The sequence below is a fragment of the Salinivibrio sp. VGrn1 genome, assembly GCF_009377995.1.
Taxonomy (GTDB): domain Bacteria; phylum Pseudomonadota; class Gammaproteobacteria; order Enterobacterales; family Vibrionaceae; genus Salinivibrio; species Salinivibrio siamensis.
Genome location: NZ_SATA01000004.1, coordinates 1 through 22777 on the forward strand (window position 1 = coordinate 1; position 22777 = coordinate 22777).

General features: G+C 50.3%; 19 protein-coding genes and 1 rRNA gene. 6 read left to right on the forward strand and 14 right to left on the reverse strand.

All coding sequences use genetic code 11. From position 1 onward, the window contains the following. Nucleotides 1–1160 (reverse strand): 16S ribosomal RNA (locus tag EHW56_RS07450); the annotation flags it as partial. Between the two features lie 401 nt (nucleotides 1161–1561). Further along, the gene (gene gmhB, locus EHW56_RS07455; protein ID WP_077607274.1) at nucleotides 1562–2116 is read right to left on the reverse strand and encodes a D-glycero-beta-D-manno-heptose 1,7-bisphosphate 7-phosphatase; all 555 of its coding nucleotides are present in this window, start codon (nucleotides 2114–2116) and stop codon (nucleotides 1562–1564) included. Between the two features lie 121 nt (nucleotides 2117–2237). On the opposite strand from gmhB, the gene tsaA reads away from it, so the two are divergent. Together tsaA and EHW56_RS07465 are read left to right on the forward strand one after the other, a co-directional pair. Next, on the forward strand, nucleotides 2238–2963 hold the full coding sequence (gene tsaA / locus EHW56_RS07460; protein WP_152797159.1) for a tRNA (N6-threonylcarbamoyladenosine(37)-N6)-methyltransferase TrmO: 726 nt from the start codon (nucleotides 2238–2240) through the stop codon (nucleotides 2961–2963). A gap of 44 nt (nucleotides 2964–3007) precedes the next feature. Next, nucleotides 3008–4723, forward strand: a complete 1716-nt coding sequence (locus EHW56_RS07465) for a proline--tRNA ligase (protein WP_077578853.1) — start codon at nucleotides 3008–3010, stop codon at nucleotides 4721–4723. 66 nt (nucleotides 4724–4789) lie between these two features. Here the strand turns inward: EHW56_RS07465 and EHW56_RS07470 are convergent, their stop codons facing one another. Next, nucleotides 4790–5410, reverse strand: coding sequence for a superoxide dismutase (locus EHW56_RS07470; RefSeq protein WP_152797161.1), 621 nt, complete (start codon nucleotides 5408–5410; stop codon nucleotides 4790–4792). A gap of 165 nt (nucleotides 5411–5575) precedes the next feature. Here EHW56_RS07470 and EHW56_RS07475 point away from each other — a divergent pair, with 165 nt between their 5' ends. The 4 genes from EHW56_RS07475 (at nucleotide 5576) to EHW56_RS07490 (ending at nucleotide 8137) form a co-directional block, all read left to right on the forward strand. Further along, complete coding sequence (locus EHW56_RS07475) at nucleotides 5576–6706, forward strand: patatin-like phospholipase family protein (RefSeq protein ID WP_077578856.1); 1131 nt, start codon at nucleotides 5576–5578, stop codon at nucleotides 6704–6706. A gap of 120 nt (nucleotides 6707–6826) precedes the next feature. Beyond that, a complete protein-coding gene (locus EHW56_RS07480) occupies nucleotides 6827–7681 on the forward strand; it encodes a GGDEF domain-containing protein (RefSeq protein ID WP_077578858.1) in 855 nt (284 codons plus the stop codon). 62 nt (nucleotides 7682–7743) lie between these two features. Continuing rightward, a complete protein-coding gene (locus EHW56_RS07485; RefSeq protein WP_046074194.1) occupies nucleotides 7744–7947 on the forward strand; it encodes a YaeP family protein in 204 nt (67 codons plus the stop codon). A 1-nt stretch (nucleotide 7948) separates the two neighbouring features. After that, complete coding sequence (locus tag EHW56_RS07490) at nucleotides 7949–8137, forward strand: DUF4250 domain-containing protein (RefSeq protein WP_046074193.1); 189 nt, start codon at nucleotides 7949–7951, stop codon at nucleotides 8135–8137. A 69-nt stretch (nucleotides 8138–8206) separates the two neighbouring features. Here the strand turns inward: EHW56_RS07490 and EHW56_RS07495 are convergent, their stop codons facing one another. The 11 genes from EHW56_RS07495 to bamA all read right to left on the reverse strand — a co-directional run bounded on the left by EHW56_RS07495 (nucleotide 8207) and on the right by bamA (nucleotide 22773). Continuing rightward, a complete protein-coding gene (locus tag EHW56_RS07495; RefSeq protein WP_152797163.1) occupies nucleotides 8207–9556 on the reverse strand; it encodes a sodium-dependent transporter in 1350 nt (449 codons plus the stop codon). A gap of 194 nt (nucleotides 9557–9750) precedes the next feature. Then, entirely contained in the window at nucleotides 9751–11061 is a 1311-nt protein-coding gene (tilS, locus tag EHW56_RS07500) for a tRNA lysidine(34) synthetase TilS (protein WP_152797165.1), read from the reverse strand. A 95-nt stretch (nucleotides 11062–11156) separates the two neighbouring features. Beyond that, nucleotides 11157–12116, reverse strand: coding sequence for an acetyl-CoA carboxylase carboxyl transferase subunit alpha (gene accA / locus EHW56_RS07505; RefSeq protein ID WP_077578861.1), 960 nt, complete (start codon nucleotides 12114–12116; stop codon nucleotides 11157–11159). A 55-nt stretch (nucleotides 12117–12171) separates the two neighbouring features. Further along, nucleotides 12172–15651, reverse strand: coding sequence for a DNA polymerase III subunit alpha (gene dnaE, locus EHW56_RS07510; RefSeq protein ID WP_152797167.1), 3480 nt, complete (start codon nucleotides 15649–15651; stop codon nucleotides 12172–12174). A gap of 46 nt (nucleotides 15652–15697) precedes the next feature. Beyond that, nucleotides 15698–16297: a ribonuclease HII gene (gene rnhB, locus EHW56_RS07515; protein WP_152797169.1), complete on the reverse strand. Its 600-nt coding sequence runs from the start codon at nucleotides 16295–16297 to the stop codon at nucleotides 15698–15700. Next, the gene (lpxB, locus tag EHW56_RS07520) at nucleotides 16290–17444 is read right to left on the reverse strand and encodes a lipid-A-disaccharide synthase (protein WP_152797171.1); all 1155 of its coding nucleotides are present in this window, start codon (nucleotides 17442–17444) and stop codon (nucleotides 16290–16292) included. Before lpxB ends, rnhB begins: the two co-directional genes overlap by 8 nt. Next, nucleotides 17444–18232 (reverse strand): acyl-ACP--UDP-N-acetylglucosamine O-acyltransferase, encoded by a 789-nt coding sequence (gene lpxA, locus EHW56_RS07525; protein WP_046074186.1) that lies wholly within the window; start codon nucleotides 18230–18232, stop codon nucleotides 17444–17446. The genes lpxB and lpxA overlap by 1 nt, the downstream gene beginning before the upstream one ends. A gap of 2 nt (nucleotides 18233–18234) precedes the next feature. Then, entirely contained in the window at nucleotides 18235–18687 is a 453-nt protein-coding gene (fabZ, locus tag EHW56_RS07530; RefSeq protein ID WP_046074224.1) for a 3-hydroxyacyl-ACP dehydratase FabZ, read from the reverse strand. 83 nt (nucleotides 18688–18770) lie between these two features. Then, nucleotides 18771–19796: a UDP-3-O-(3-hydroxymyristoyl)glucosamine N-acyltransferase gene (gene lpxD / locus EHW56_RS07535; protein ID WP_046074185.1), complete on the reverse strand. Its 1026-nt coding sequence runs from the start codon at nucleotides 19794–19796 to the stop codon at nucleotides 18771–18773. A 14-nt stretch (nucleotides 19797–19810) separates the two neighbouring features. Beyond that, a complete protein-coding gene (locus EHW56_RS07540; RefSeq protein WP_046074184.1) occupies nucleotides 19811–20320 on the reverse strand; it encodes an OmpH family outer membrane protein in 510 nt (169 codons plus the stop codon). A gap of 20 nt (nucleotides 20321–20340) precedes the next feature. Then, nucleotides 20341–22773, reverse strand: coding sequence for an outer membrane protein assembly factor BamA (gene bamA, locus EHW56_RS07545; protein ID WP_152797177.1), 2433 nt, complete (start codon nucleotides 22771–22773; stop codon nucleotides 20341–20343). Between the last annotated feature and the right edge of the window lie 4 nt (nucleotides 22774–22777).

Below are 22777 nucleotides of genomic sequence, written 5' to 3' on the forward strand. Positions count from 1 at the left end.
GTGCTGGCAAACAAGGATAAGGGTTGCGCTCGTTGCGGGACTTAACCCAACATTTCACAACACGAGCTGACGACAGCCATGCAGCACCTGTCTCAGAGCTCCCGAAGGCACCAATCCATCTCTGGAAAGTTCTCTGGATGTCAAGAGTAGGTAAGGTTCTTCGCGTTGCATCGAATTAAACCACATGCTCCACCGCTTGTGCGGGCCCCCGTCAATTCATTTGAGTTTTAACCTTGCGGCCGTACTCCCCAGGCGGTCTACTTAATGCGTTAGCGCCGAAAGCCAAAGTCTAAACCTCAACCTCCAAGTAGACAGCGTTTACGGCGTGGACTACCAGGGTATCTAATCCTGTTTGCTACCCACGCTTTCGCATCTGAGCGTCAGTCTTTGTCCAGGGGGCCGCCTTCGCCACTGGTATTCCTTCAGATCTCTACGCATTTCACCGCTACACCTGAAATTCTACCCCCCTCTACAAGACTCTAGCCTGCCAGTTTCAAATGCGGTTCCGAGGTTGAGCCCCGGGCTTTCACATCTGACTTAACAAACCGCCTGCATGCGCTTTACGCCCAGTAATTCCGATTAACGCTCGCACCCTCCGTATTACCGCGGCTGCTGGCACGGAGTTAGCCGGTGCTTCTTCTGCAGCTAACGTCAAGCCATGCACTTATTAAGTACACCACCTTCCTCACTGCTGAAAGTGCTTTACAACCCGAAGGCCTTCTTCACACACGCGGCATGGCTGCATCAGGGTCTCCCCCATTGTGCAATATTCCCCACTGCTGCCTCCCGTAGGAGTCTGGGCCGTGTCTCAGTCCCAGTGTGGCTGATCATCCTCTCAAACCAGCTAAGGATCGTCGCCTTGGTAAGCCATTACCTTACCAACTAGCTAATCCTAACTGGGCCCATCCCAACGCGATAGCTTACATGTAGAGGCCACCTTTGGTCCCAGCTCGTAATGAACTAAGACATTATGCGGTATTAGCCGTCGTTTCCAACGGTTATCCCCCTCGTCAGGGCAGGTTCCCAGCCGTTACTCACCCGTCCGCCGCTCGACGTCCAGTAAATCCACCGAAGCTTCAATACTGCCGTTTCCGCTCGACTTGCATGTGTTAGGCCTGCCGCCAGCGTTCAATCTGAGCCATGATCAAACTCTTCAATTTAAGTTTTTTCGAAACCGAAGTTTCAGCTCAATGAATACTGATTACTGTTTCTCTCCGAAGAGAAAAACGAATTGACTGTGCCGAACAACTGTAAAAGTTGTCGTTTGGTCACTCAGTTCATCGAATAAATCTTTTTGTCTATTCTCAACGAGTGCCCACACAGATTGCATAGGTCAAATTGTTAAAGAGCGCCGCTCAATCTTGAGCGGGAGTGGCATTTTACGCCACCTCGGCAATGAGTCAAGCGTTTTGTTTTGCTTGTTTGTTTTGCCGTTGTTAGCGCGGCTTGCCGTGCCAACGAGAAGCGAATTATAGAGGGTAGATTTTTGGATGCAAGCGTTTTTGTTCAAAAAAATCTAACCGAGCAAATAATCGCCAACTCACTCTATAAAGACAGCTTTTTAGCGGCGAGCGAGTAACGTGGGTATATCCGCGATCGAATTAACCACCTCAGTGGCTAATGCGACGCCCTGCTCGGTGATAGGTTTACCAGAGCGAACAAGAAAACGCGTAGTAATGCCCGCAGCCTCTGCCGCTATCATGTCATCCGCTTTATCTCCCACCATGACAGAGTGGACGAGGTCGATATTGAGCTCTTTCGCTGCATCTAGAAGCATTCCAGGCTTGGGCTTGCGACACTCACACTCGATGCGGTATTCCCCGCTTCCTTCGCTGGGATGATGGGGGCAGTAGTATATCCCATCAAAATCGACACCTTTGTCAGCAAAGTTCCAGTCCATCCATTCAGTCAATTGCAAAAAGTCTTGCTCAGTGTAGTAACCTCTCGCGATACCGGCTTGGTTGGTCACGAGGACGAGTAAATAGCCTCTTTCTTTCAGCGCCCTACATGCGTCGAACACGCCCTCAATATATTCAAAGCTATCGATACTAGACACATAACCGTGATCGACATTAACGACACCATCACGATCGATAAAAACGGCTGGAAGACTCACGCGTTGTTCCCCTCGGTAAATAATGTTGGGATTATGTCACGCCCAAGACTGACTTGCATCCATACTCCCCTCTTCTATCACATGCTAAAGTATACCCACTTTGTTTTCGGTTTATTTGGTTATGTGTTCCCAGTTTTCTATCACGCCGATTGGCACACTTCACTCTCCTTTTAAAGAGAAATTTGCGGTACCTCGTCAACCTGGGTTAGCGCCTAACGCACTCGCTTATCTCTACTTACAGGGGGATGCCAATCAGATCGACGCCGTGCGAGGCATTGAACAATACTCCCACCTTTGGTTACTTTTTCTTTTTGATAAGAACCTCGATAGGGGATGGCGCCCAACCGTCCGTCCACCTCGACTGGGGGGGAATGAGAGAATGGGTGTGTTTGCTAGCCGGGCTACATTTCGTCCTAATGGCATTGGTATGTCAGCCGTAGAGCTGGTTGATGTCACTCAAGATAGCGGGCAAGTCATCTTGGTATTACGAGGGTGTGATCTTGTTGACCAAACTCCAATTGTCGATATTAAGCCATATATTCCTTACTCTGACAGTATTGCCGACGCCCAAGGCGGATTTGCTCAAACCAAACCTACTCCGCTCGATGTTCATTTCTCTGACCGCGCCTTATTGGCATTATCTCCATATCCTCAGCAAGCATACTATCAAAGCGTGATTGCTGAAGTCTTAGCGCAAGATCCACGCCCGGCATACAGAAAAGGTCAACCGGATAATCGCCGCTATGCGGTTCACCTGTTCGACTTTAACGTCACGTTTTACGTTCAAAACGAGCAAATCGAAGTGGCTTCCATAGAAGCTTTTGTCGAAACTCCCCCACGCTGTTAATATGCTTGGACTTATTGATCGCCAATATCAACGGATAACTTTACATGCGTACCAGTCAATATCTGCTTTCTACTTTGAAAGAAACCCCTAGCGACGCAGAAATTGTCAGCCATCAGCTGATGCTGCGCGCGGGTATGATTCGAAAACTCGCTTCAGGCCTTTATACTTGGCTCCCCACAGGTGTTCGCGTCCTTCAACATGTTGAGCGTATTGTCCGCGAAGAGATGAACCGTGCCGGTGCCGTCGAAACCATGATGCCTGTCGTGCAACCAGCAGATTTATGGCAAGAAACGGGACGTTGGGAAAAATTTGGCCCTGAGTTACTGCGTATCGCTGACCGCCATCAACGCGATTTTGTCTTGGGTCCTACGCATGAAGAAGTGATTACACACTTGGCGCGTAACGAAATTAATTCTTACAAGCAACTGCCGCTCAACCTGTATCAAATCCAAACCAAATTCCGTGACGAAGTACGCCCACGTTTTGGCGTCATGCGCTCTCGCGAATTTACCATGAAGGATGCCTACAGTTTCGATATTGATAAAGCAGGCATGGAGCAGAGCTACGAAAAGATGCGTGCCGCTTACTGCGCCATCTTTGACCGTATGGGATTAGACTATCGCGCGGTGCTGGCTGATACCGGCGCAATTGGTGGTTCCGCCTCACACGAGTTCCATGTTTTGGCAGACAGTGGTGAAGACCTGATTGCTTTCTCGACTGAGTCTGAATACGCAGCGAATCTCGAAAAAGCTGAAGCGCTCGCGCCCAAAGATCAGGCTGATGCGCCAACCCAAGCGATGGAATTGGTCGATACGCCAAATGCAAAAACCATCGCTGAACTGGTTGAGCAGTTTGATCTTCCCATTGAAAAAACGGTGAAGACGCTTTTCGTCAAAGCGTCTGAACAGGTCGAGTCTGATCTTATCGCGCTAATCATCCGTGGTGATCATGAACTCAACGAAGTGAAAGCAGAAAACCTACCAGAGGTTGCCGCCCCGCTGACTTTCGCCACCGAAGAAGAGATACGTGCACTTGTCGGTGCCGGTCCTGGCTCTTTGGGCCCGGTAAACCTACCCGCACCTTTCATCGTTGATCGCAGTGTTGCAGTGATGAGTGACTTTGGTGCCGGTGCAAATACCGACGACAAACACTACTTCGGAATAAATTGGGAACGCGATGTACAGCTGGGTCAAGTCGCCGACCTGCGCAATGTCATTGAAGGCGATCCTAGCCCTTGTGGTAACGGCACATTGATGTTTAAGCGTGGCATCGAAGTGGGCCATATCTTCCAGCTGGGCAATAATTACTCACAAAAGATGAATGCAGGCGTGCTAGGCCAAGACGGTAAGAACGCCTTGTTAGAAATGGGCTGTTACGGTATTGGTATTACGCGTGTTGTGGCTGCAGCCATTGAGCAAAACCATGACCAAAACGGAATTATATGGCCTGACGCTATCGCGCCTTTCAAGGTGGCCATTGTCCCCATGAACATGCACAAATCTGAACGTGTGCGTGAAGCGGCTGAAAAGCTATACGCCGATCTCTCAGCGGCAGGTATCGATGTACTCTTTGACGACCGTAAAGAGCGTCCAGGTGTAATGTTCTCTGATATTGAGCTTGTCGGCGTGCCTCACACGGTAGTGATTGGTGAACGCAGCATGGACAACGGTGTATTCGAATATAAACACCGTCGAGAGGGCGAAAAAGTGCCTTTTGCTATCGACGATGCACTGACGTTTATTCAATCCAAGCTTAGCTAAGTCGGAACTGACAGTACCATTTTAATGCCCCGCTCTGCGGGGCATTTTATATCAGCTAATGTTGCATCAGCTAATCGTCTCAAGCGCTTTTTGGTATACCTTTTCAGCAAAATCCCAGTTGACTACTTGCCACCAAGCATTGACATAATCTGGCCGCTTATTCTGATAACTAAGATAATAAGCATGCTCCCACACATCGCAACCTAGCAGAGGCTCCCCTTTCACCTCAGCAACATCCATCAATGGATTGTCTTGATTAGGTGTCGATGTAATCGCAAGCTGTCCATCTTCTTTCACCACCAGCCACGCAAAGCCGGAACCAAACTGACCAATGGCCGCCTGACTAAAGGCCTCTTTAAACGCATCAAGTGAGCCGTACGTCGCTACAATGGCATCGTAGAGCGGCCCTTCTGGTGCCCCCTTAGGGTTAGGTGTCATTGATTGCCAGTACACCAAATGATTGTAATAACCACCGCCATTATTACGGATGGCAGCAGGCAGCGTTGAAATCTCAGCAAACAAAGCCTCAAGCGATTCACCATTACGCGCCGTCTCTTCGATCGCCGCAACAAATTTATCGTAATAGGTTTTGTGGTGACGCTGATGATGAATGCGCATCGTCGCCTCATCAATGTGGGGCGCTAGCGCATCGTAGGCATAAGGAAGATCCGGAAAAGGATAAGTCATAGTGTCACTCCATTGATGATTAAGACACCACCAGCCTAGATCGAATTGATAACAATTTTCAACCTCATTATCATTAATGATATTTAGGGTCTGTGATATACCGCCGCGCGTGAGATAAAAGAGCATCTATAATCAAACTGTTAGCGCGGTAATAATGGTAGCCCTATGTCAAAAAACAAACCTAAAATTGCCTTGGTACTCACCGGCGGCGGCGCACGAGCGGCTTATCAAGTGGGTGTCTTATCGGCCATCGCTCACTGGTATCCGCGTGTGCACACGAGTCCATTTACCATTTATTGCGGCACATCCGCCGGTGCTATCAACGCGGTATCTTTGGCAAGCTATGCGTCATGTTTTCGACTAGGCGTCAAAAAATTGTCTTGGCTATGGCATCGGTTGAACACCTCTCGGGTGCTCGCCAGTCAGCCCAGTGCACTTATCGGCCATCTTTTGTCGCAAACCGGGCAACGCTTTCAATCTCACTACCAGCCCACTCAGCCTTTCGGGTTGCTCAATAACCGGCCATTAAGAGAATTACTGAATCAAACGATCAGCTTTAACAAGCTTAACTATCAATTACTGGCTGGTCATTTGAATGGCTTGTCTGTCACGGCCTCAAACTACCAAACGGGGCAATCGGTGAGCTTCTTTCAAGGCGCATCACATATCAAACCATGGGAAAGAGCCCGTGCAGTGGGAAAACGAAGTCAAATTTCCACCGAACACTTACTGGCCTCTTCTGCCATTCCTTTCATTTTTCCCGCCTCCAGGATTGGTCACGAATTTTATGGTGATGGCGCCATTCACCAAATTTCCCCGTTGCGTCCCGCTGTTAAAATGGACGCGGAGCGGATTTTAATTCTGGATCTGACCACAGGGATACGGCGGCCTGAACAAATTAAACACACCGCGCCAGGTTTAGCGATGCTCGGCGGTCATTTAATGAATGCGATCTTTGCCGATACGCTCTCGGCAGACTTAGAGCATTTACAACGGCTTAATCATGTTGCCAGCGCTTTATCTCCCGACCAAAAAGAGCGTCTAGGGCTGCGCCACATTGATGTTCTCCACCTTCGGCCTTCAGAGCCATTTGAACCCATGGCGAACCGCTACTACAGCCATATGCCACTCGCATTGCGCAGCTTGCTTAAACTTTTGGGGATTAATGCCAGTCAAGATGCCACCTTTGCCAGTTATCTATTATTTGAGCCGGCATACCTTCGCCAGTTGATTGACATTGGTTACCGTGATGCACACAATCATCAGTCTGAGATCCTTTCTTTATTGACAGATTAGTTACTTTAAAACAGTATCCTCACTCGCATCCACCCATCGCCATTCGCAAAAATATATAGACTGGCACGATACCTGCTTCATAGATTGAAACCGACGTTGTTACTGAGTAGTTGATCACGCATGAATGCCTCGCACATCAAACAATATACAAACTCTGATCGCGCCCCGCGGATTGTCCCGCTCGGTGCCGATCAACGTTTGTTGTTGTTACAAAAGCTGCAAGGCCACCTTGATATCAAAGTGTTGTTTGAAGTGTATGCGCGTGAACTAGAAAAGCAGATCGATATTGGGCGAATTATTTGGGAGCATGATGATATCTCCAACATCATTCGTCGTGGCGCACAACACACATTTCGTCAGACGTTTTCCATCAAGTTCAATAAGCAGCCATTGGGTGTGTTGCAATACTCTACCCCTTACAAGCTCGACCCAGATGAAATCAGCTTGCTCCATACCTATCACAAGCTGCTCGCCGGCCCGCTGAATAATGCCGTTGAATATACGCGAGTGAAAAACATGGCATTGCTCGATGGCCTCACTGGCCTACATAACCGCACCAGCTTTGAACAAGACCTTCAGCATGCCGTCGCAGTCTGTGAACGGGAAAATATTGGTCTGGTCATGGTGATGTTCGATATGGACAATTTCAAACAAGTCAATGATACCTATGGCCATTTGGATGGTGATAAGGTACTACGTCGTTTTTCATTGCTGGTCAAAGAAGCCGTGCGTGGCAGCGATCGTTGTTATCGACTCGGTGGCGATGAGTTTGCCGTTATCTTGCAACCTGCCAGTAAGAGCTCAGTGAAACACGTGACCTCACGAGTGAAGAGCTTAGTTAGCCAAGATCATTTGTTATCAAGTCACCAGATCAGCGCGTCAGTGGGTTTCTCTGTCTATCGACAAGGTGATAATAACTTGTCGCTCTATGAGCGCGCCGACCAAAGTATGTACCGGCAAAAACGCGCACGTTAGCGCTTTCCTCTCCCCAACGAGATTGGGTATAGTGATCCTCATCATTACTTGAGGAGAACACCATGAAAATAGCAGACTGCTGTGACTTAATTCGCCAACGCTATGCGGAAATTGGCAGTGGCGAACAAGGCTATATACCGGCGGCGATCCATTGCGCATTAAAAGCCCTCAACGATATTGCACAAGACACTGAGATCCAGCAAGCGCGTCGAGAGCAAGCCGCATTTGCCGCAGCCAACTTGTTGATCAGCGATCACGAGGACTAAGATGGATTTAAACAATTACGCCACCATGGACCCTGTCATGCTGATGAGCATCGTCAATATGAAGCTACGTGACGAGTTTGACAGCTTAGAGGATCTGGTTCGTTATTATGATATCGACAAAGCCGTGTTGTGCACGCGGCTCGAAGAAGCAGGCTTTACGTATATCGAAGACGCCAACCAATTTCGCTAAGCCCATACCTACGGAAAAAGCGGACACATGGTCCGCTTTTTGTCTGCGTTGACTTTCCCAGTACGCTTGTTAACCCAACGAAACCCAAAGGACGGTTGCCACTAAGACAGGACAAACGAACTTGACGTAGACAGGCCATATTTTCCAAAACAGGCTCTGCTCAATCTCCTCGTATCCTTCACGCAAGGCTGACAATTTGCGGTCACGCGACCAAATCCACCCACCAAACAAGCAGAATAGCAAGGCAGCAAAAGGCTGGAAGTACTGTGTTGCCACTTTCGCGACAAGTCCAAATAAAGTGCCAAAATGAAACACGATAACGGCACTGAATGCAGCAATCAGTCCACCCAGTACCCAACTGGTGATTTTACGGCTTGAGCCTAACCGTTCACTGGCGAGCGCGACCGGGCACTCGAGCATCGAGATAGAAGAAGTCAGCGCCGCAATGGTCATCAACAAGAAAAAGACCAAAGAGACATAAGGCCCTGCAGCGCCCAAGCTTTCAAACAACAAAGGTAACACGGTAAATACCAGTGTATCGGCACTCAGCAAGCTGCCATCTTGAGCATAGATTTCGACGCCCTGATTCATCGCCACGAACATCGCGGGCAGAACCACCAGACCGGCAATGACTGCCACCGCGGTATCTACCAGCGTGACACTCAATGCCATCTTAGGTAGGTTTTCTTTCTGACTCAGGTAAGAGCCGTAGATCAGCATCGAACATCCACCAATGGTCAACGAGAAGAAGCCTTGCCCCATCGCTGCCAAGAGCAGATCTCTGTCCATGATCTTGGAGAAGTCAGGAATAAGGTAGTGCTTTAAACCCTCTGTTGCCCCAGGTAACGTCATGATGTAGACGAACATCGCGGCAAACAACACGAATAACGCTGGCATCAAACGGGTTGACCAACGCTCAATACCTTGTTTCACACCTGCTTGCACAATAAAGATAGTCAACACATAAAAGAGGATGGCGCCAAACAAGTTACGTGAAGCCGAGAAGCCTTTTAACCATGCTGCCACGTCGGTAAAGTGCAAGATCTCTGCAACCGCCGCGAGGAGGAATGACACTAACCAGCCTCCAACAATGCTATAGAACGCCAGCACCATACAAGGAACGGCCAGTCCCACTAAACCCACACCGCTTCCTAAGCGCTTCATCAAAGGATTATCACTCAGTGCACGCATGCTATCCAGTGGATTCGCACGCCCATGACGGCCAATCGCCATTTCCACCACCAGCATGGGAAATGCAACCAGCAAAATCATCAACAAGTAGACGAGTAAAAAGGCGCCTCCGCCATTACTGGCCGCTTGAGTGGGAAATCCCCAAATATTACCCAGTCCAACTGCAGCACCTGCTGCAGCAAGAACAAAGCCAATCCTAGTACCGAATAATTCGCGACTTGATGCCATTACTGCTTACCTTATGTATCATTAGACTAGTACATTAAGTAATTCGTCACGATTAAGCAAGACAAGATAGCCTAACTGCTCAATTAATCATCACCAGTTCAGTGTTCTGATCTCATCCAGCTCGCCCGACGTTTGCTCTGGCACCTTGTGAGCGAGCGATATTCAGTGAGCAAATCGCGCAGGTGACAAGGAGACTAAGACTCATGCTGCCAAACAAGCCGCCATTGTTTACCGCTCGCGGTCTGGCTAACATACCTATCGGCAATGGCCACCACTGTCTCGCCATCGCAAATAATCGGTTGGCGTCGGCGCAACCAGCTGGGGATCCCCGCTTCTTGGTAAAGTTTTTTCAGCTTTCGACGCCCTTGTCGGCCAGCAGGATGAATCGATAAGCCACGAGGGTTAAAGTGTACATGCAGTGCCCGCGACGCGAGATCTCCCAGCGCGAGTCCTTTCGCTGTCGACGAATAAGGCAGTAAGTATAAGGTACCCAGTCCATCTGGCAGCACTAACGGCGATTCTGACGTCAATGTGCCCTGCCATTGAGATAAATCTGCATCAGGCATCACGATATAAAGCTGTTGCTGGAAGCGGCGAATGCTCACCGTTCCCACGCTCAAGCTTGGGTTGGCATCCGGTTTAGCGTTGATGACATCAAAGAGCAATGCCTGTAACTGTGCTTGCGTTAAGGTAATACTGTGACGCTTTAGCCAATGGCGCAGCATGGCCTGCGTGAGTGCTAAATCGTCTTGTGGTAATGCGGTAATAGGCAGGCTACCTGCTTCTGTCTCCGCCTGTGTCACCATAGGCTCAATCAAACGTGCCAATAACGAAGCTTGTTCGGCACACAGAAGTTGGGTCCGTTGTACCGCTTTACGAAACCCTGGCCAGCGCGTATCCGCTTGCGGTAACCAGTGCTGACGCAAAAAATTGCGATCAAATCGCGTGTCTTGGTTGCTCGGATCGTCTACCCAATCGAGTTGATGTTGGCGCGCATACGCCTCGAGGCTCGCCCGTGATTGCGTCAAAAAAGGACGCACCAGATAGCCTTGCCCCAAAGCTCGCACCGCTGGCATTCCTGCTAATCCTTCCAAACCACTGCCGCGTTTTAGCGCGAGGAAAAAGGTTTCAACCTGATCATCGCTATGCTGAGCGGTTAACACCAGTCCATTGGGCTCAATCAGGTGCGCGATTGCCTGATACCTTGCTTGTCTTGCCGCATGTTCCACACTGAGCGACGTATCCAATCTTACCCTTTCCACGCAACAGCGAAATCCGGCGTTGTCCGCCCACATTTGGCACTGTTCCGCCCATCTATCTGCGTCGGGATGCAAACCGTGATGAACATGAACCACAAGGTAATCATGTTGGGGGTGCTGGTCGCGATACTGCGTCAATAATTCAAGCAACACGCGAGAGTCTAACCCGCCACTGAGCGCTAGCACCACCTGTCGCGGTGCCGATGTCAGCGGGGCTAATGTGTCACTCAGTTGATGGTAAAGCATAGCCATTCATCATTGATATAATGTGTCATTGTTACTGCCCTTTACGTAAAAGAAAAGGGCCCGCAGGCCCTTTATCGCAGTTCATTCCATCACGATTAGCAGTAACCGTAATTGAGCAAGCGCTGATAGCGGCGATCCCGCAAGCTTTCGATATCAAGACTGTCTAAATCGCTTAGCTGGGTAAGCAGTGTTTGCTTAATGCTCTCAGCCATCGCGTTAATGTCGCGGTGTGCGCCCCCCAGTGGCTCAGTGATCACACTGTCAATCAAGCCAAGCTCTTTGAGGCGTGGGGCGGTTATCCCCATCGCATCAGCCGCTTGCGGCGCTTTTGCAGCATCACGCCACAAAATAGATGCACAACCCTCGGGGGAGATCACCGAGTAGGTGGAGTACTGCAGCATATTGACATAGTCACCCACGCCAATCGCCAACGCGCCACCTGAACCACCTTCACCGACCACATTACAAATTACCGGCACGGTTAGGCCCGCCATTTCTTTGAGGTTACGTGCAATCGCCTCTGATTGGCCTCGCTCCTCGGCACCGACACCTGGGTAAGCGCCTGCGGTATCGATAAAGGTAATCACCGGCATATTAAAACGCTCGGCCATTTTCATCAGACGCAGCGCTTTTCGATAGCCCTCAGGCTTGGGCATACCAAAGTTACGCTTAACCTTTTCATTGGTGTCTCGTCCTTTTTGATGACCAATCACCATCACTGGACGCCCTTCTAATCGCGCCATTCCTCCCACCAATGCTTTATCGTCAGCATAGGCGCGGTCGCCAGCCAATTCATCAAATTCATGGAAAATGCGATCCAGATAGTCGTAGGTATAAGGACGTTGAGGATGACGCGCCAGTTGTGCCACCTGCCATGCGCCTAAATCACCAAAAATCTTTCGCGTCAGCTCAAGGCTTTTTGTTTCCAGTTGCTCAATTTCTTTATCTAAGTTAACCGCGTCTTCTCCACCCCGCTTAGAGACAGCGCGAAGGGCCTCAATTTTGGCTTCTAGTTCTGCGATAGGTTGTTCAAACTCTAAAAAATTAAGACTCATACCAAGAGAATCCTATTGGTCACCGCCAGTGTACGCGTTACGTCACCAGCCTGGCTTAGTTAAACTCTAATTCGACCTGCTCGTTACCGAGCAAGCCTTTCAAGGTGTCGATTAATTCATCGGTTGGCGTTACGCGCCACTCTGCGCCTAAGCGTAACCGCGCGCGCGCATCGTCGCGCTGATAGTAAAGATTCACAGGAACGGTACCGGATCGGTAGGGTGCCAGTGCATCATGAAACCGTTCAAAAAAGGGCGCATCGACCTGCTCAGATGTCATCGATATCCCTAAACAACGCGCATATTTTTCCCGCGCCTGACTAATGTCCATCACTTCACGGGCGGTCATTTTAAGCCCCCCGTTGAAGTCATCAAAGCTGACCTGTCCTGAGACCACTAAAATTCGATCTTTCTCCACTAAATCGAGATATTTGTCGAGCACATCAGAGAAAAGCATCACTTCCATACGCCCTGAGCGATCGTCTAGTGTGAGGATCCCTAATCGAGACCCTCGTTTAGTGGTCATCACCCGAGCTGCGATCACTAATCCTGCCACCGTCGACACCACATCGCGTTTCGTTGCATGAGCATCCTCGAGCCGCCACGTGATATAGTTTTTTAGCTCTTTGCGGTAACTGTTGATCGGATGACCGGTCAGATACAAGCCCAGTGTTTCCCGCTCCCCTTCTAACCATACTTTATCTGGCCACGGGTTGGCATGCGCATAGGCATGCTCGACTTCTTCGGGGGCATCGGTCAACACCCCAAACATATCGGTTTGCCCGTAGGCTTCCGCTTGGTGATGTTGGCTCGCAGCACGAATAGCTTCATCGACCGAGGCCATCATCGCCGCACGATGAGGGCCGAGTTTGTCCATGGCACCAGCGCGGATCAGGCGCTCTATCACGCGCTTATTGACTTTTTTGGTATCAATGCGGGCGCAAAAATCAAACAAGTCGCGGAAATAACCGTCTTGCTCTCGCGCGGCGACAATGGTGTCGATAGGGCCTTCACCGACCCCTTTTATCGCCCCAATACCGTAAACAATTTCCCCTTGCTCATTGACGGTGAAATGGTGCAGTCCCGCATTCACATCCGGCGGTAACACCGTCAACTTCATTCGCCGACACTCCTCGACCAAGCCAACCACTTTATCGGTGTTATCCATATCCGCGGTCATTACCGCCGCCATGAACTCCGCCGGGTAGTGAGCTTTCAACCACAAGGTTTGGTAAGAGACCAGCGCGTATGCGGCTGAGTGCGACTTGTTAAAGCCATAGCCGGCGAACTTTTCTACCAAGTCAAAGATCCGCATTGCCAGCTCGCCATCAATGCCGTTGGCAATCGCCCCTTTTTCAAAGATGTCTCGCTGCTTGGCCATTTCTTCTGGCTTTTTCTTACCCATTGCCCGGCGCAACAAGTCCGCCCCACCCAAGGTGTAGCCTGCGAGTGTCTGAGCAATCTGCATCACCTGCTCTTGATAGAGAATGATGCCATAGGTCGGCTCAAGCGTTTCTTTCAACGAGTCGTGTTGCCATTTTTCATCCGGGTAAGACACGACTTCACGGCCATGCTTACGGTCGATAAAGTTATCCACCATCCCAGATTGCAATGGCCCAGGCCGGAACAAAGCCACCAAAGCGATCATATCTTCAAAGCAATCCGGCTGAAGGCGCTTAATCAGCTCCTTCATGCCCCGCGATTCAAGCTGGAATACCGCAGTCGTCTCTGCCTTACGCAGCATCTCGAATGACGCTTGGTCCGCCATGGGAATCGCGGCGATATCAATAGGATCTTTCCCTTGACGCTGTAAGCGCGGATTTATCATCCCCAGCGCCCAGTCGATGATGGTCAGCGTCCGCAGACCCAAGAAGTCAAACTTCACGAGACCGGCGGTTTCAACGTCGTTTTTATCAAACTGCGTGACCGGATGATGCCCTTCACTGTCGCAATAAAGGGGGGCGAAATCGGTGATCGTGGTGGGTGATATCACCACCCCGCCCGCGTGCTTACCCGCATTTCGGGTTACCCCTTCAAGCATCCGCGCCATGTCAATCAGCGCTTTGACTTCCTCATCGTTGTTATAAACCTCGACCAGCTGAGGTTCGGCGTCGAAGGCTTTCTCGAGGGTCATGCCTGGGTCTGGTGGCACCAGCTTGGAAATCCTGTCCACAAAACCATAAGGGTGCCCTAACACACGGCCCACATCGCGGATCACGGCTTTCGCAGCCATGGTACCGAAAGTAATGATCTGAGATACCGCATCACGGCCGTACATTTCAGCGACGTGATCGATCACTAGATCACGCTTATCCATGCAAAAGTCGACATCGAAGTCGGGCATGGAAACCCGTTCGGGATTCAAAAAGCGCTCGAAGAGAAGATCAAACTGGAGTGGATCGAGGTCGGTAATTTTTAGCGCATAAGCCACCAAAGAGCCGGCTCCTGAGCCTCGCCCTGGGCCCACAGGGATATCATTGTCTTTTGACCATTGGATAAACTCCATGACGATCAAAAAGTAGCCGGGAAACCCCATTTGGTTGATGACCCCAAGCTCGCGCTCTAGTCGTGCATCATAGTCGGGGCGTCGGCGCGCTCTTTCCACTTCATCAGGAAAGAGAAAGGCAAGACGCTCTTCCAAGCCTTCTTGTGAGCGCTTGACCAAGTATTGATCAATTTCCATTCCCTCAGTCGGGAAGTTAGGCAAAAAGTACTCATTCAGCCGCACCGGGACGTTACATCGCTTGGCGATTTCTACGCTATTGGTCAGTGCCTCGGGAATATCCGCGAAGAGCTCACACATCTCTTGCTCGGTACGCAAATACTGTTCGGCGCTGTATTTCTTGGGGCGACGAGGATCATCGAGCGTGAAACCATCATGAATCGCAACTCGGATCTCATGCGCATCAAACTCCTCAGATGAAATGAAGCAGACTTCATTGGTCGCCACCACAGGCAAGTCATGCTCGGTCGCGAAATCAACTGCAAAATGTAGATAGACTTCTTCATCTTGCCGCCCAGTGCGCACCAGCTCCATGTAATACGCATCCGGGAAATAGGTCTGGTAAAAGTGAGCACACTCTTTTGCCAGCGCTTGATTGCCTTTAAGCAAGGCTTTACCCAAGTCACCACGGCAGCCACCAGACAACACAATCAATCCTTGTGCATGCTCAACCAACCACTGCTGATCGATCACTGGGCGGTGCTGAATATGGCCTCGGAGGTAGGCCTTGGAGATCAGCAAGGTCAAGTTCTTGTAGCCGGCTTTATCGGTCGCCAACAAGGTAAGCTGGCAAAGATCCTCGCCAAAGGCGTCAGACTGGACCAGAAAGTCAGCGCCGATAATCGGCTTAACACCAACGTTATTGGCCGTGTTGTAGAATTTGACCAACCCACAAAGGTTACTGAAATCGGTCAGCGCCATGGCGGGCATGCCCATTTCCGCCACTTTTTTTACCAGTGGCGGCACTTTGGACAACCCATCTACCATGGAAAAGTCACTGTGGATGCGTAAATGGACAAAACGTGGCTCAGACATACGGCTCGTTACTTAACGGTAATAGGGCTGGAATTCACCACACGCACTAGTCAATGCCCAGTGCGCGCTTAACAGGTTTAAAACTTTTGCGATGCATTGGCAGAGCGCCATGCTCGGCCAACGCCGCCATGTGGACCTTAGTGGGATAGCCTTTGTGTTGAGCAAACCCATAGTTCGGGTAAGCGGCATCCAACATGGCCATTTCATGATCGCGATCGACTTTCGCCAAGATCGAGGCAGCGCTAATTTCTGCTACCCGCAGATCCCCTTTTACCACGGCTTGTGCCGGCATCGGCAAGGATGGTACCCGGTTGCCATCAATTAATGCGTAATCAGGGGTGACCGATAAGCCATCAATCGCACGCTGCATCGCCAGCATGGTCGCATTTAAGATATTCAGCGAATCGATTTCATCAGGCTCTGCGCGCCCCACTGACCAAGCCAATGCTTTTTGTCTGATTTGATCATAGAGCGCGAGCCGTTTTTTCTCGCTCAACTTTTTCGAGTCCGTTAGACCCGCAATAGGCTGAGCCGGATCGAGAATCACCGCGGCAGTAACCACGGCACCGACCAAGGGCCCACGTCCGACTTCGTCGACCCCCGCGATAAGCTGTGCGTCAGGGTAGTGAAAAGGGTGTTCAGTCATGGCTATCTAATAAATTTAATACGGCATTGGCTGCAGACGTATCCGCATCTTTGCGGATGGTGTGATGCAACTCAGTAAAGGTGGTCAACAATGCCTGGTTATCACTGTCTAATTGCGCACTGACCGCGTCAGCCAGTGCGCCTGGCTCACACTCTTCTTGCAGCAGTTCCGGCACTAAAGGCGCGTCAGCGAGAATATTGGGTAAGGAAACATACTGCGTTTTAAGCAGGCGTTTGGCAAGCCATGCCGTGACCGGCTTGACCTTGTATCCCACCACCATCGGGCGTTTAAGTAACATGCACTCTAACGCTACGGTGCCAGAAGCGAGCAGCACCGAGTCGGCGGCGCTAATCACTTGGCGCGCCGTATCATCAACCAGGGTAAATGAAAGCTCTGGCGCGATCGCTTGCCAAGCCTGCTCAAATTGCTGTCGCCGGGTTTCATTAACGAGCGCGACCACAAACCCCAAGTCCGGATATCGCGCCGCTAGTTGCTGACACGCTTGTAAAAACGGCGGAGCTAACATCGACATTTCACTGCCACGGCTGCCAGGCAGCACTGCTAACCAACGTTTTTGGCTATCTAACCCAAGAGCACGCTGCGCGGCGAGTTTGTCCACCTGCATCGGAATGCTATCGGCCATGGTATGGCCAACAAACGCACAAGGCACATTAAACCTATCGTAAAACGCTTTCTCGAAGGGCAAAAAAGCCAGAACCAGATCAGTGGCTGCAGCAATCTTAAAAATCCGCTTTTGCCGCCATGCCCACACTGATGGGCTGACATAGTGAACGGTTTTGATCCCCGCTTTTTTTAATGATGCCTCGAGACGTAAATTAAAATCTGGGGCATCGATACCAATGAACACATCCGGCGGATTGACGGTAAAATGCTTGACCAACGCCGTTTTTACTTTCAGCAAACGTGGCAGTCGTCCTAGCACTTCCACCAGCCCCATCACAGAAAGCTCTTCCATATCGAACAAGCTGTGACAGCCTTGAGCCATCATTCTTGGGCCACCGATACCGACAAACTCAACATTAGGGTGTTGAGCTCGCATCGCTTTGATCAGGCCTTCACCTAAAACATCGCCGGAGATTTCTCCGGCGACGATTCCAACGCGTAATGGACGTTCACTCGGTAACATTAACGAATAACGCCTCGCGTCGAACGCTCAAAGAAGTCAATGAAAAGAGCCAGCGCCGGCTCGCTCTCGGCTTGCTCTGCAAGCTCTTTTTTCACTTCTTCCAACGTTTTACCGGAGCGGTACATATTTTTATATACCGCCCGAATGGCGCGAATCGCTGATTTTTCAAACCCGCGTCGCTTCAGGCCTTCCACATTAATACCAAATGGCGCGCAATGATTGCCCTGTGCCATCACATAAGGGGGGACGTCTTGAACCACAATCGAGCCACCGCCGAGCATGGCGTGGCTGCCAATCACACAGAACTGGTGAATGGCTGACATGCCACCGACAATCGCATAATCATCGACATGAACGTGGCCCGCTAAGGTAGCGTTGTTGGCAAAAATACAATGATTACCGACCACACAATCATGGGCGACGTGGGCATTAATCATAAACAGGTTGTCGCTGCCAACTTTGGTTTCGCCTTTATCTTGGACCGTACCACGGTGCATCGTCACGCTTTCACGAATGGTGTTACGATCACCGATTTCTAGCGTGGTTGGCTCCCCAGCATATTTAAGATCTTGGCACGCTTCACCAATGGAAGCGAATTGATAAATGCGATTGTCTGCGCCGATACGGGTCGGGCCTTTGATCACAACATGTGTCATCACCTCGGTACCTGTACCGATTTCAACCCCTTCGCCAATATAAGAAAAAGCGCCGATTTTTACGTTTTCGCCCAATACGACGCCGTCTTCGACAACCGCAGTGGGGTGAATGTAAGCCGTTTCGTGGATCACAATTAGATCTCTCTTCTTGCGCACTTCAGTTCCGCCGAGCAGACAACCTCGCCGTCTACTTTCGCCACCCCATTAAAGGCCGCAATACCTCGACGCTCTTTAATAAATTCCACCTCAAGCACCAATTGGTCACCCGGTGAGACCGGACGGCGGAATTTCGCATTATCAATGCTTGCAAAGTAGTATAGCTCGTTGTCTTTCGGCTTACCGAAGGTCTTAAACGCCAACAAGCCTGTTGCTTGCGCCATGGCCTCTAAAATGAGTACGCCTGGGAAAACAGGCAATTGCGGGAAATGACCCGTAAATTGAGGCTCATTGACAGTGATGTTTTTAATCGCGTGAAGGTATTGCCCTTCTTCAAAATCGATAACGCGATCAATCAACAAAAAAGGATAGCGGTGTGGTAACAGCTCTTTGATTTCGTTGATATGTAGAACTTTGTTTTCGCGAGTCAAGGTAGTATTCCCGTTCAAATCCAATACTGACTTCATTAACGCAAAACGGCCCGCGTTGCTAAGGCGGGCCTGTCATCTCGGCGTTAATCTTGTTTTTCGAGCTGATTTTCCAGCTCTTTGAGCCGCTTGTGCATCTCATCAATCTTGAGTACACGCGCGGCAGTCTTCCGCCACTCGCGGTTGGGCTGCAACGGAATGCCGGACGAATACATGCCCGGCTCAGTGATTGGCCGCATCACCATCGCCATTCCCGTGATGGTCACGTTATCTGTGATTTCCATATGGCCATTAAACACGCTGGCGCCACCAATGATGCAGTGTTTACCTACCTTGAGGCTGCCTGCCATGACAGTCGCGCCGGCGATTGCCGTGTTCTCACCGATCGACACATTATGCGCAATCTGACACTGGTTGTCGATAATCACCCCATCGGCAATTTCGGTATCATCCAGTGCGCCCCGGTCAATGGTGGTGCACGCACCAATTTCGACCCGATCCCCAATCACAACGCGGCCAAGCTGAGGGATTTTAACCCACTTGCCTTTGTCATTGGCATAGCCAAAGCCGTCCGCACCGATCACGGTACCCGCTTGAATCAAGCAGTCTTGCCCTATCACTACCTCATGATAAAGGGTGACATTCGCCCAAAGCTTGGTCCGAGCGCCCACCTTTGTCCCTTTGCCGACAAAGCAACCCGCACCGATTTGCACACCATCACCAATGAGCGCGCCGGATTCAATCACCGCATTCGGTCCAATCGCCACACCTTCTCCCAACACTGCATCATCGGCCACCACCGCGGATGGGGCAATGTCGGTGGCGCAAGCTGGCGTCGAGTCGAGAATTTGCGCGACGTGGGCATAAGCCAAGTAGGGGTCTGACACCACCAAGGCGTTGCCTTGGCAGTACGATAGATCGCCCTCTTTTAGCATCACAGCGCTGGCGCGGCAGAGTGCCAAATTTTTACGGTATTTAGGGCTGGATAAGAAGGTGATTTGCCCTTCTCCCGCTGAATTCATCCCTGCAAGCGAGGTTATCGTTACAGCGCCATCTCCGTGGAGCTGTGCATCCAGTTTATCCGCTAATTCAGCGAGAGTAATCGAAACCATGGGCTCCTCGACTGTTATTTAACTGCGTTGATCACTTTTTCAGACAAGTCATCACTTGGGTTGGCGTATAAAACGGCATTGGCGTCAATCACCATGTCGTAGCCTTCTTGCTCAGCCACTTGATCGACCGCTGTCTTCAGCTTTTTGACCAGTTTAGACTCTTCTTGACCACCACGCTTGCGTTGATCTTCTTGTAACGCTTTCACTTTCAGCTTGTAATCGGACTCCATTGATTGGAGTTTACGCTGAAGCGTTACGCGCTCGTCTTCACTCATCAACTCACCATTACGCTTGAGCTTTTCCACGCCTTCAGAGAGCTTCTCTTTCAAGCGCTCAATTTCGGCCACTCGGTCTTTAAACTCACCGCGTAGCTTCTCATTGAGGTTGTTTTTCTTCGCCAATTGCGACATCACGGCCCCGGTTGATACATAGCCCACCTTCTGTGCAGCATCAGCCGCTGATGCGTACATGGACGTCGTCAATACCGCGACACTCAGTCCCGCTGCTTTCAAAAATGATTTCACAATAGTCTCCTTTCTGATCATCAGAATGTGCGCCCGATCGTGAAGGTAAAGAACTCTTCATCGTCGCCAGGCTGGCTTGTAATAGGTTTTGCGATGGAAAATACCAAAGGTGCCATCGGGGACATCCACTGCAGTGCCATACCATAAGAGGCACTGATATTGGATGGATCTGAATAATCCTTAATGTTATCTCGGCCACTGTAATTAGCAGCAGCGGATACGTCATACTCGGTATCCCACACTGAGGCGGCATCAATAAACACACTGGTACGGATTTGTTCGCGCGCTTCCTCTGAGGCGAACGGCGTTGGCACAATCAGCTCAGCACTGGCGCGTGCCATAGCGTTACCACCGACGGAGTCTGAAGAGCCGTAATCCCCTTCATTTTTCTCAACATCGTCACTACCAGGCTGCGTGGAACCACCGTTCTCATACACCGCTTTCGGTCCCACCGAGTTCGAGCGGAAGCCGCGCAGTGACGAGAAGCCCCCCGCGTAATAGTTCTCATAAAACGGCAGCATGTGATCTTGGCCATTGGTTTGCCCATAACCGTTACCATACGCAAGTCGGCCACGCATCAACAGCGTAAACTCGTGCTCTTGTGTCAGCGGCACGTATTGGCGGATGTCATACTGCATTTTAAAGTACTGTACATCCGAGCCGGGTACCGTCATCCGATACGAGGCACGTTGGTAGTTACCTGCGGTTGGAAAATAGCCGCGGTTGAGGTTGTTGCGCGTCCAGGATACTGAAATATCAAAGTCGTCAACTTCCAAGCCTTCATTGTGATTAAGATTATCTTGGTGAAGGTCTAAGAACTTATCAATTTGATAATAACTGCCGAGGTTCTCAATCTTGTTGTGCGTGTAACCTAGCGAGAAATCAATCGAGTTCAGCTCATCAGTCCAAAAACCCCAGGTGAGGTTGGTACCGTAACTTTGGTTGGTATACTCAACGATGTTAGCGTCACGGGCTTCAAACTCGTTATAGAATACCTTACCGCCCAGGCTCACACCGTCGAGCGTAAAGTAAGGATCACGGTACTCAAGCGTCAGGTTTTTGCGATAGTCGTTGACCATGGCGTTGATACCGAACCGGTTCCCAGTGCCCGCAAAGTTATCTTGCTGTAAGCCGAGCTGTAAGCTCGCGCCTGACTCAGTGCCATAACCGATACCAAAGTTGATACTACCTGAGTTGGCTTCTTTAACTTTGTAGTTAACGTCGACTTGATCATCAGTGCCTGGTACGCGCTGAGTGTCCACTTCAACATTCTGGAAAAAGCCGGTTCGACTGAGACGCTCTTTACCGCGGGTGACCGCTTTTGAGTTAAGCCAAGTGCCTTCAAGCTGTCGCATTTCACGGCGTAACACTTCATCTTTGGTGGTGGTATTGCCTGAAAAACGGACATTGCGCACGTAAATACGCTTACCTGGCTCGACATTGACCGTTAACGACACTTGCTGATTGTCATCATCAAAGCTGGGTAAGGTGTTCACTTTGGGGTAGGCAAAGCCTGTCTCGCCTAAGTGGCGTTTGATCGCCTCTTCAAGTGCAGTCACTTTATCACCGTTATAGGTATCACCACGGGTGAAGGTGACTAATGAACGGTAAATCTCTTCATTCTGTGGATCACCACGAAAGTCCAAATCAGCGACCTGATAAGGCTTGCCTTCGTTGACATTCAAGGTGATGTAGACCCCTTTTTTGTCAGGTGAGATAGCCACTTGTGTCGACTCAACACGGAACTTAAGGTAACCGCGATTGAGATAAAAACTGCGTAGTTTTTCAAGATCGCCTGCAAGAACCTGTTTTTGGTACTTTTCGTTGGCGAGGAAGTTCCACCACGGCACGTCGGCACGCAAATCAAAATTATCACGCAGCTGCTCATCACTGAACACGTCATTGCCGACAAAGTTAATTTGCTCAATTTTGGCCGATACGCCCTCAGTGAAAACAAATTTCAAATCGGCACGATTACGCGGCAAGGGAGTAACCACCGCTTTCACCGACGCACTGTACTTACCGACGCTGTAGTAAAAGTCTTCAAGACCTTTTTCGATTTTGCTCAGTTGGGTGCGATCGAGCGCTTCACCGACACGAAGGCCTGACGATGTCAGGTTCTCTTTTAGCTGCTCTTCCTTAATCGCCTTATTCCCTGAAAAGGAAATACTGGCAATGGTCGGACGCTCTACCACTTTGACCAGCAGTGCTTCGTCATCGCGGTATACTCGCACATCCTCAAAGTTACCAGAGGCAAAAAGTGCATTGATAATGTCAGCCACATCGTCGTCGTCCACTTTGTCGCCGACACGCACTGGCATTGACAACAAAGCGGCCCCTAGACTGACTCGTTGCAGTCCCTCAAAGCGGATATCGCTGACTTGAAATGTGTCAGCATGCGCCATACTACTGCTTACTAAAAGAGACGCTATTAATAGTTTTTTCATCGCCATCTGC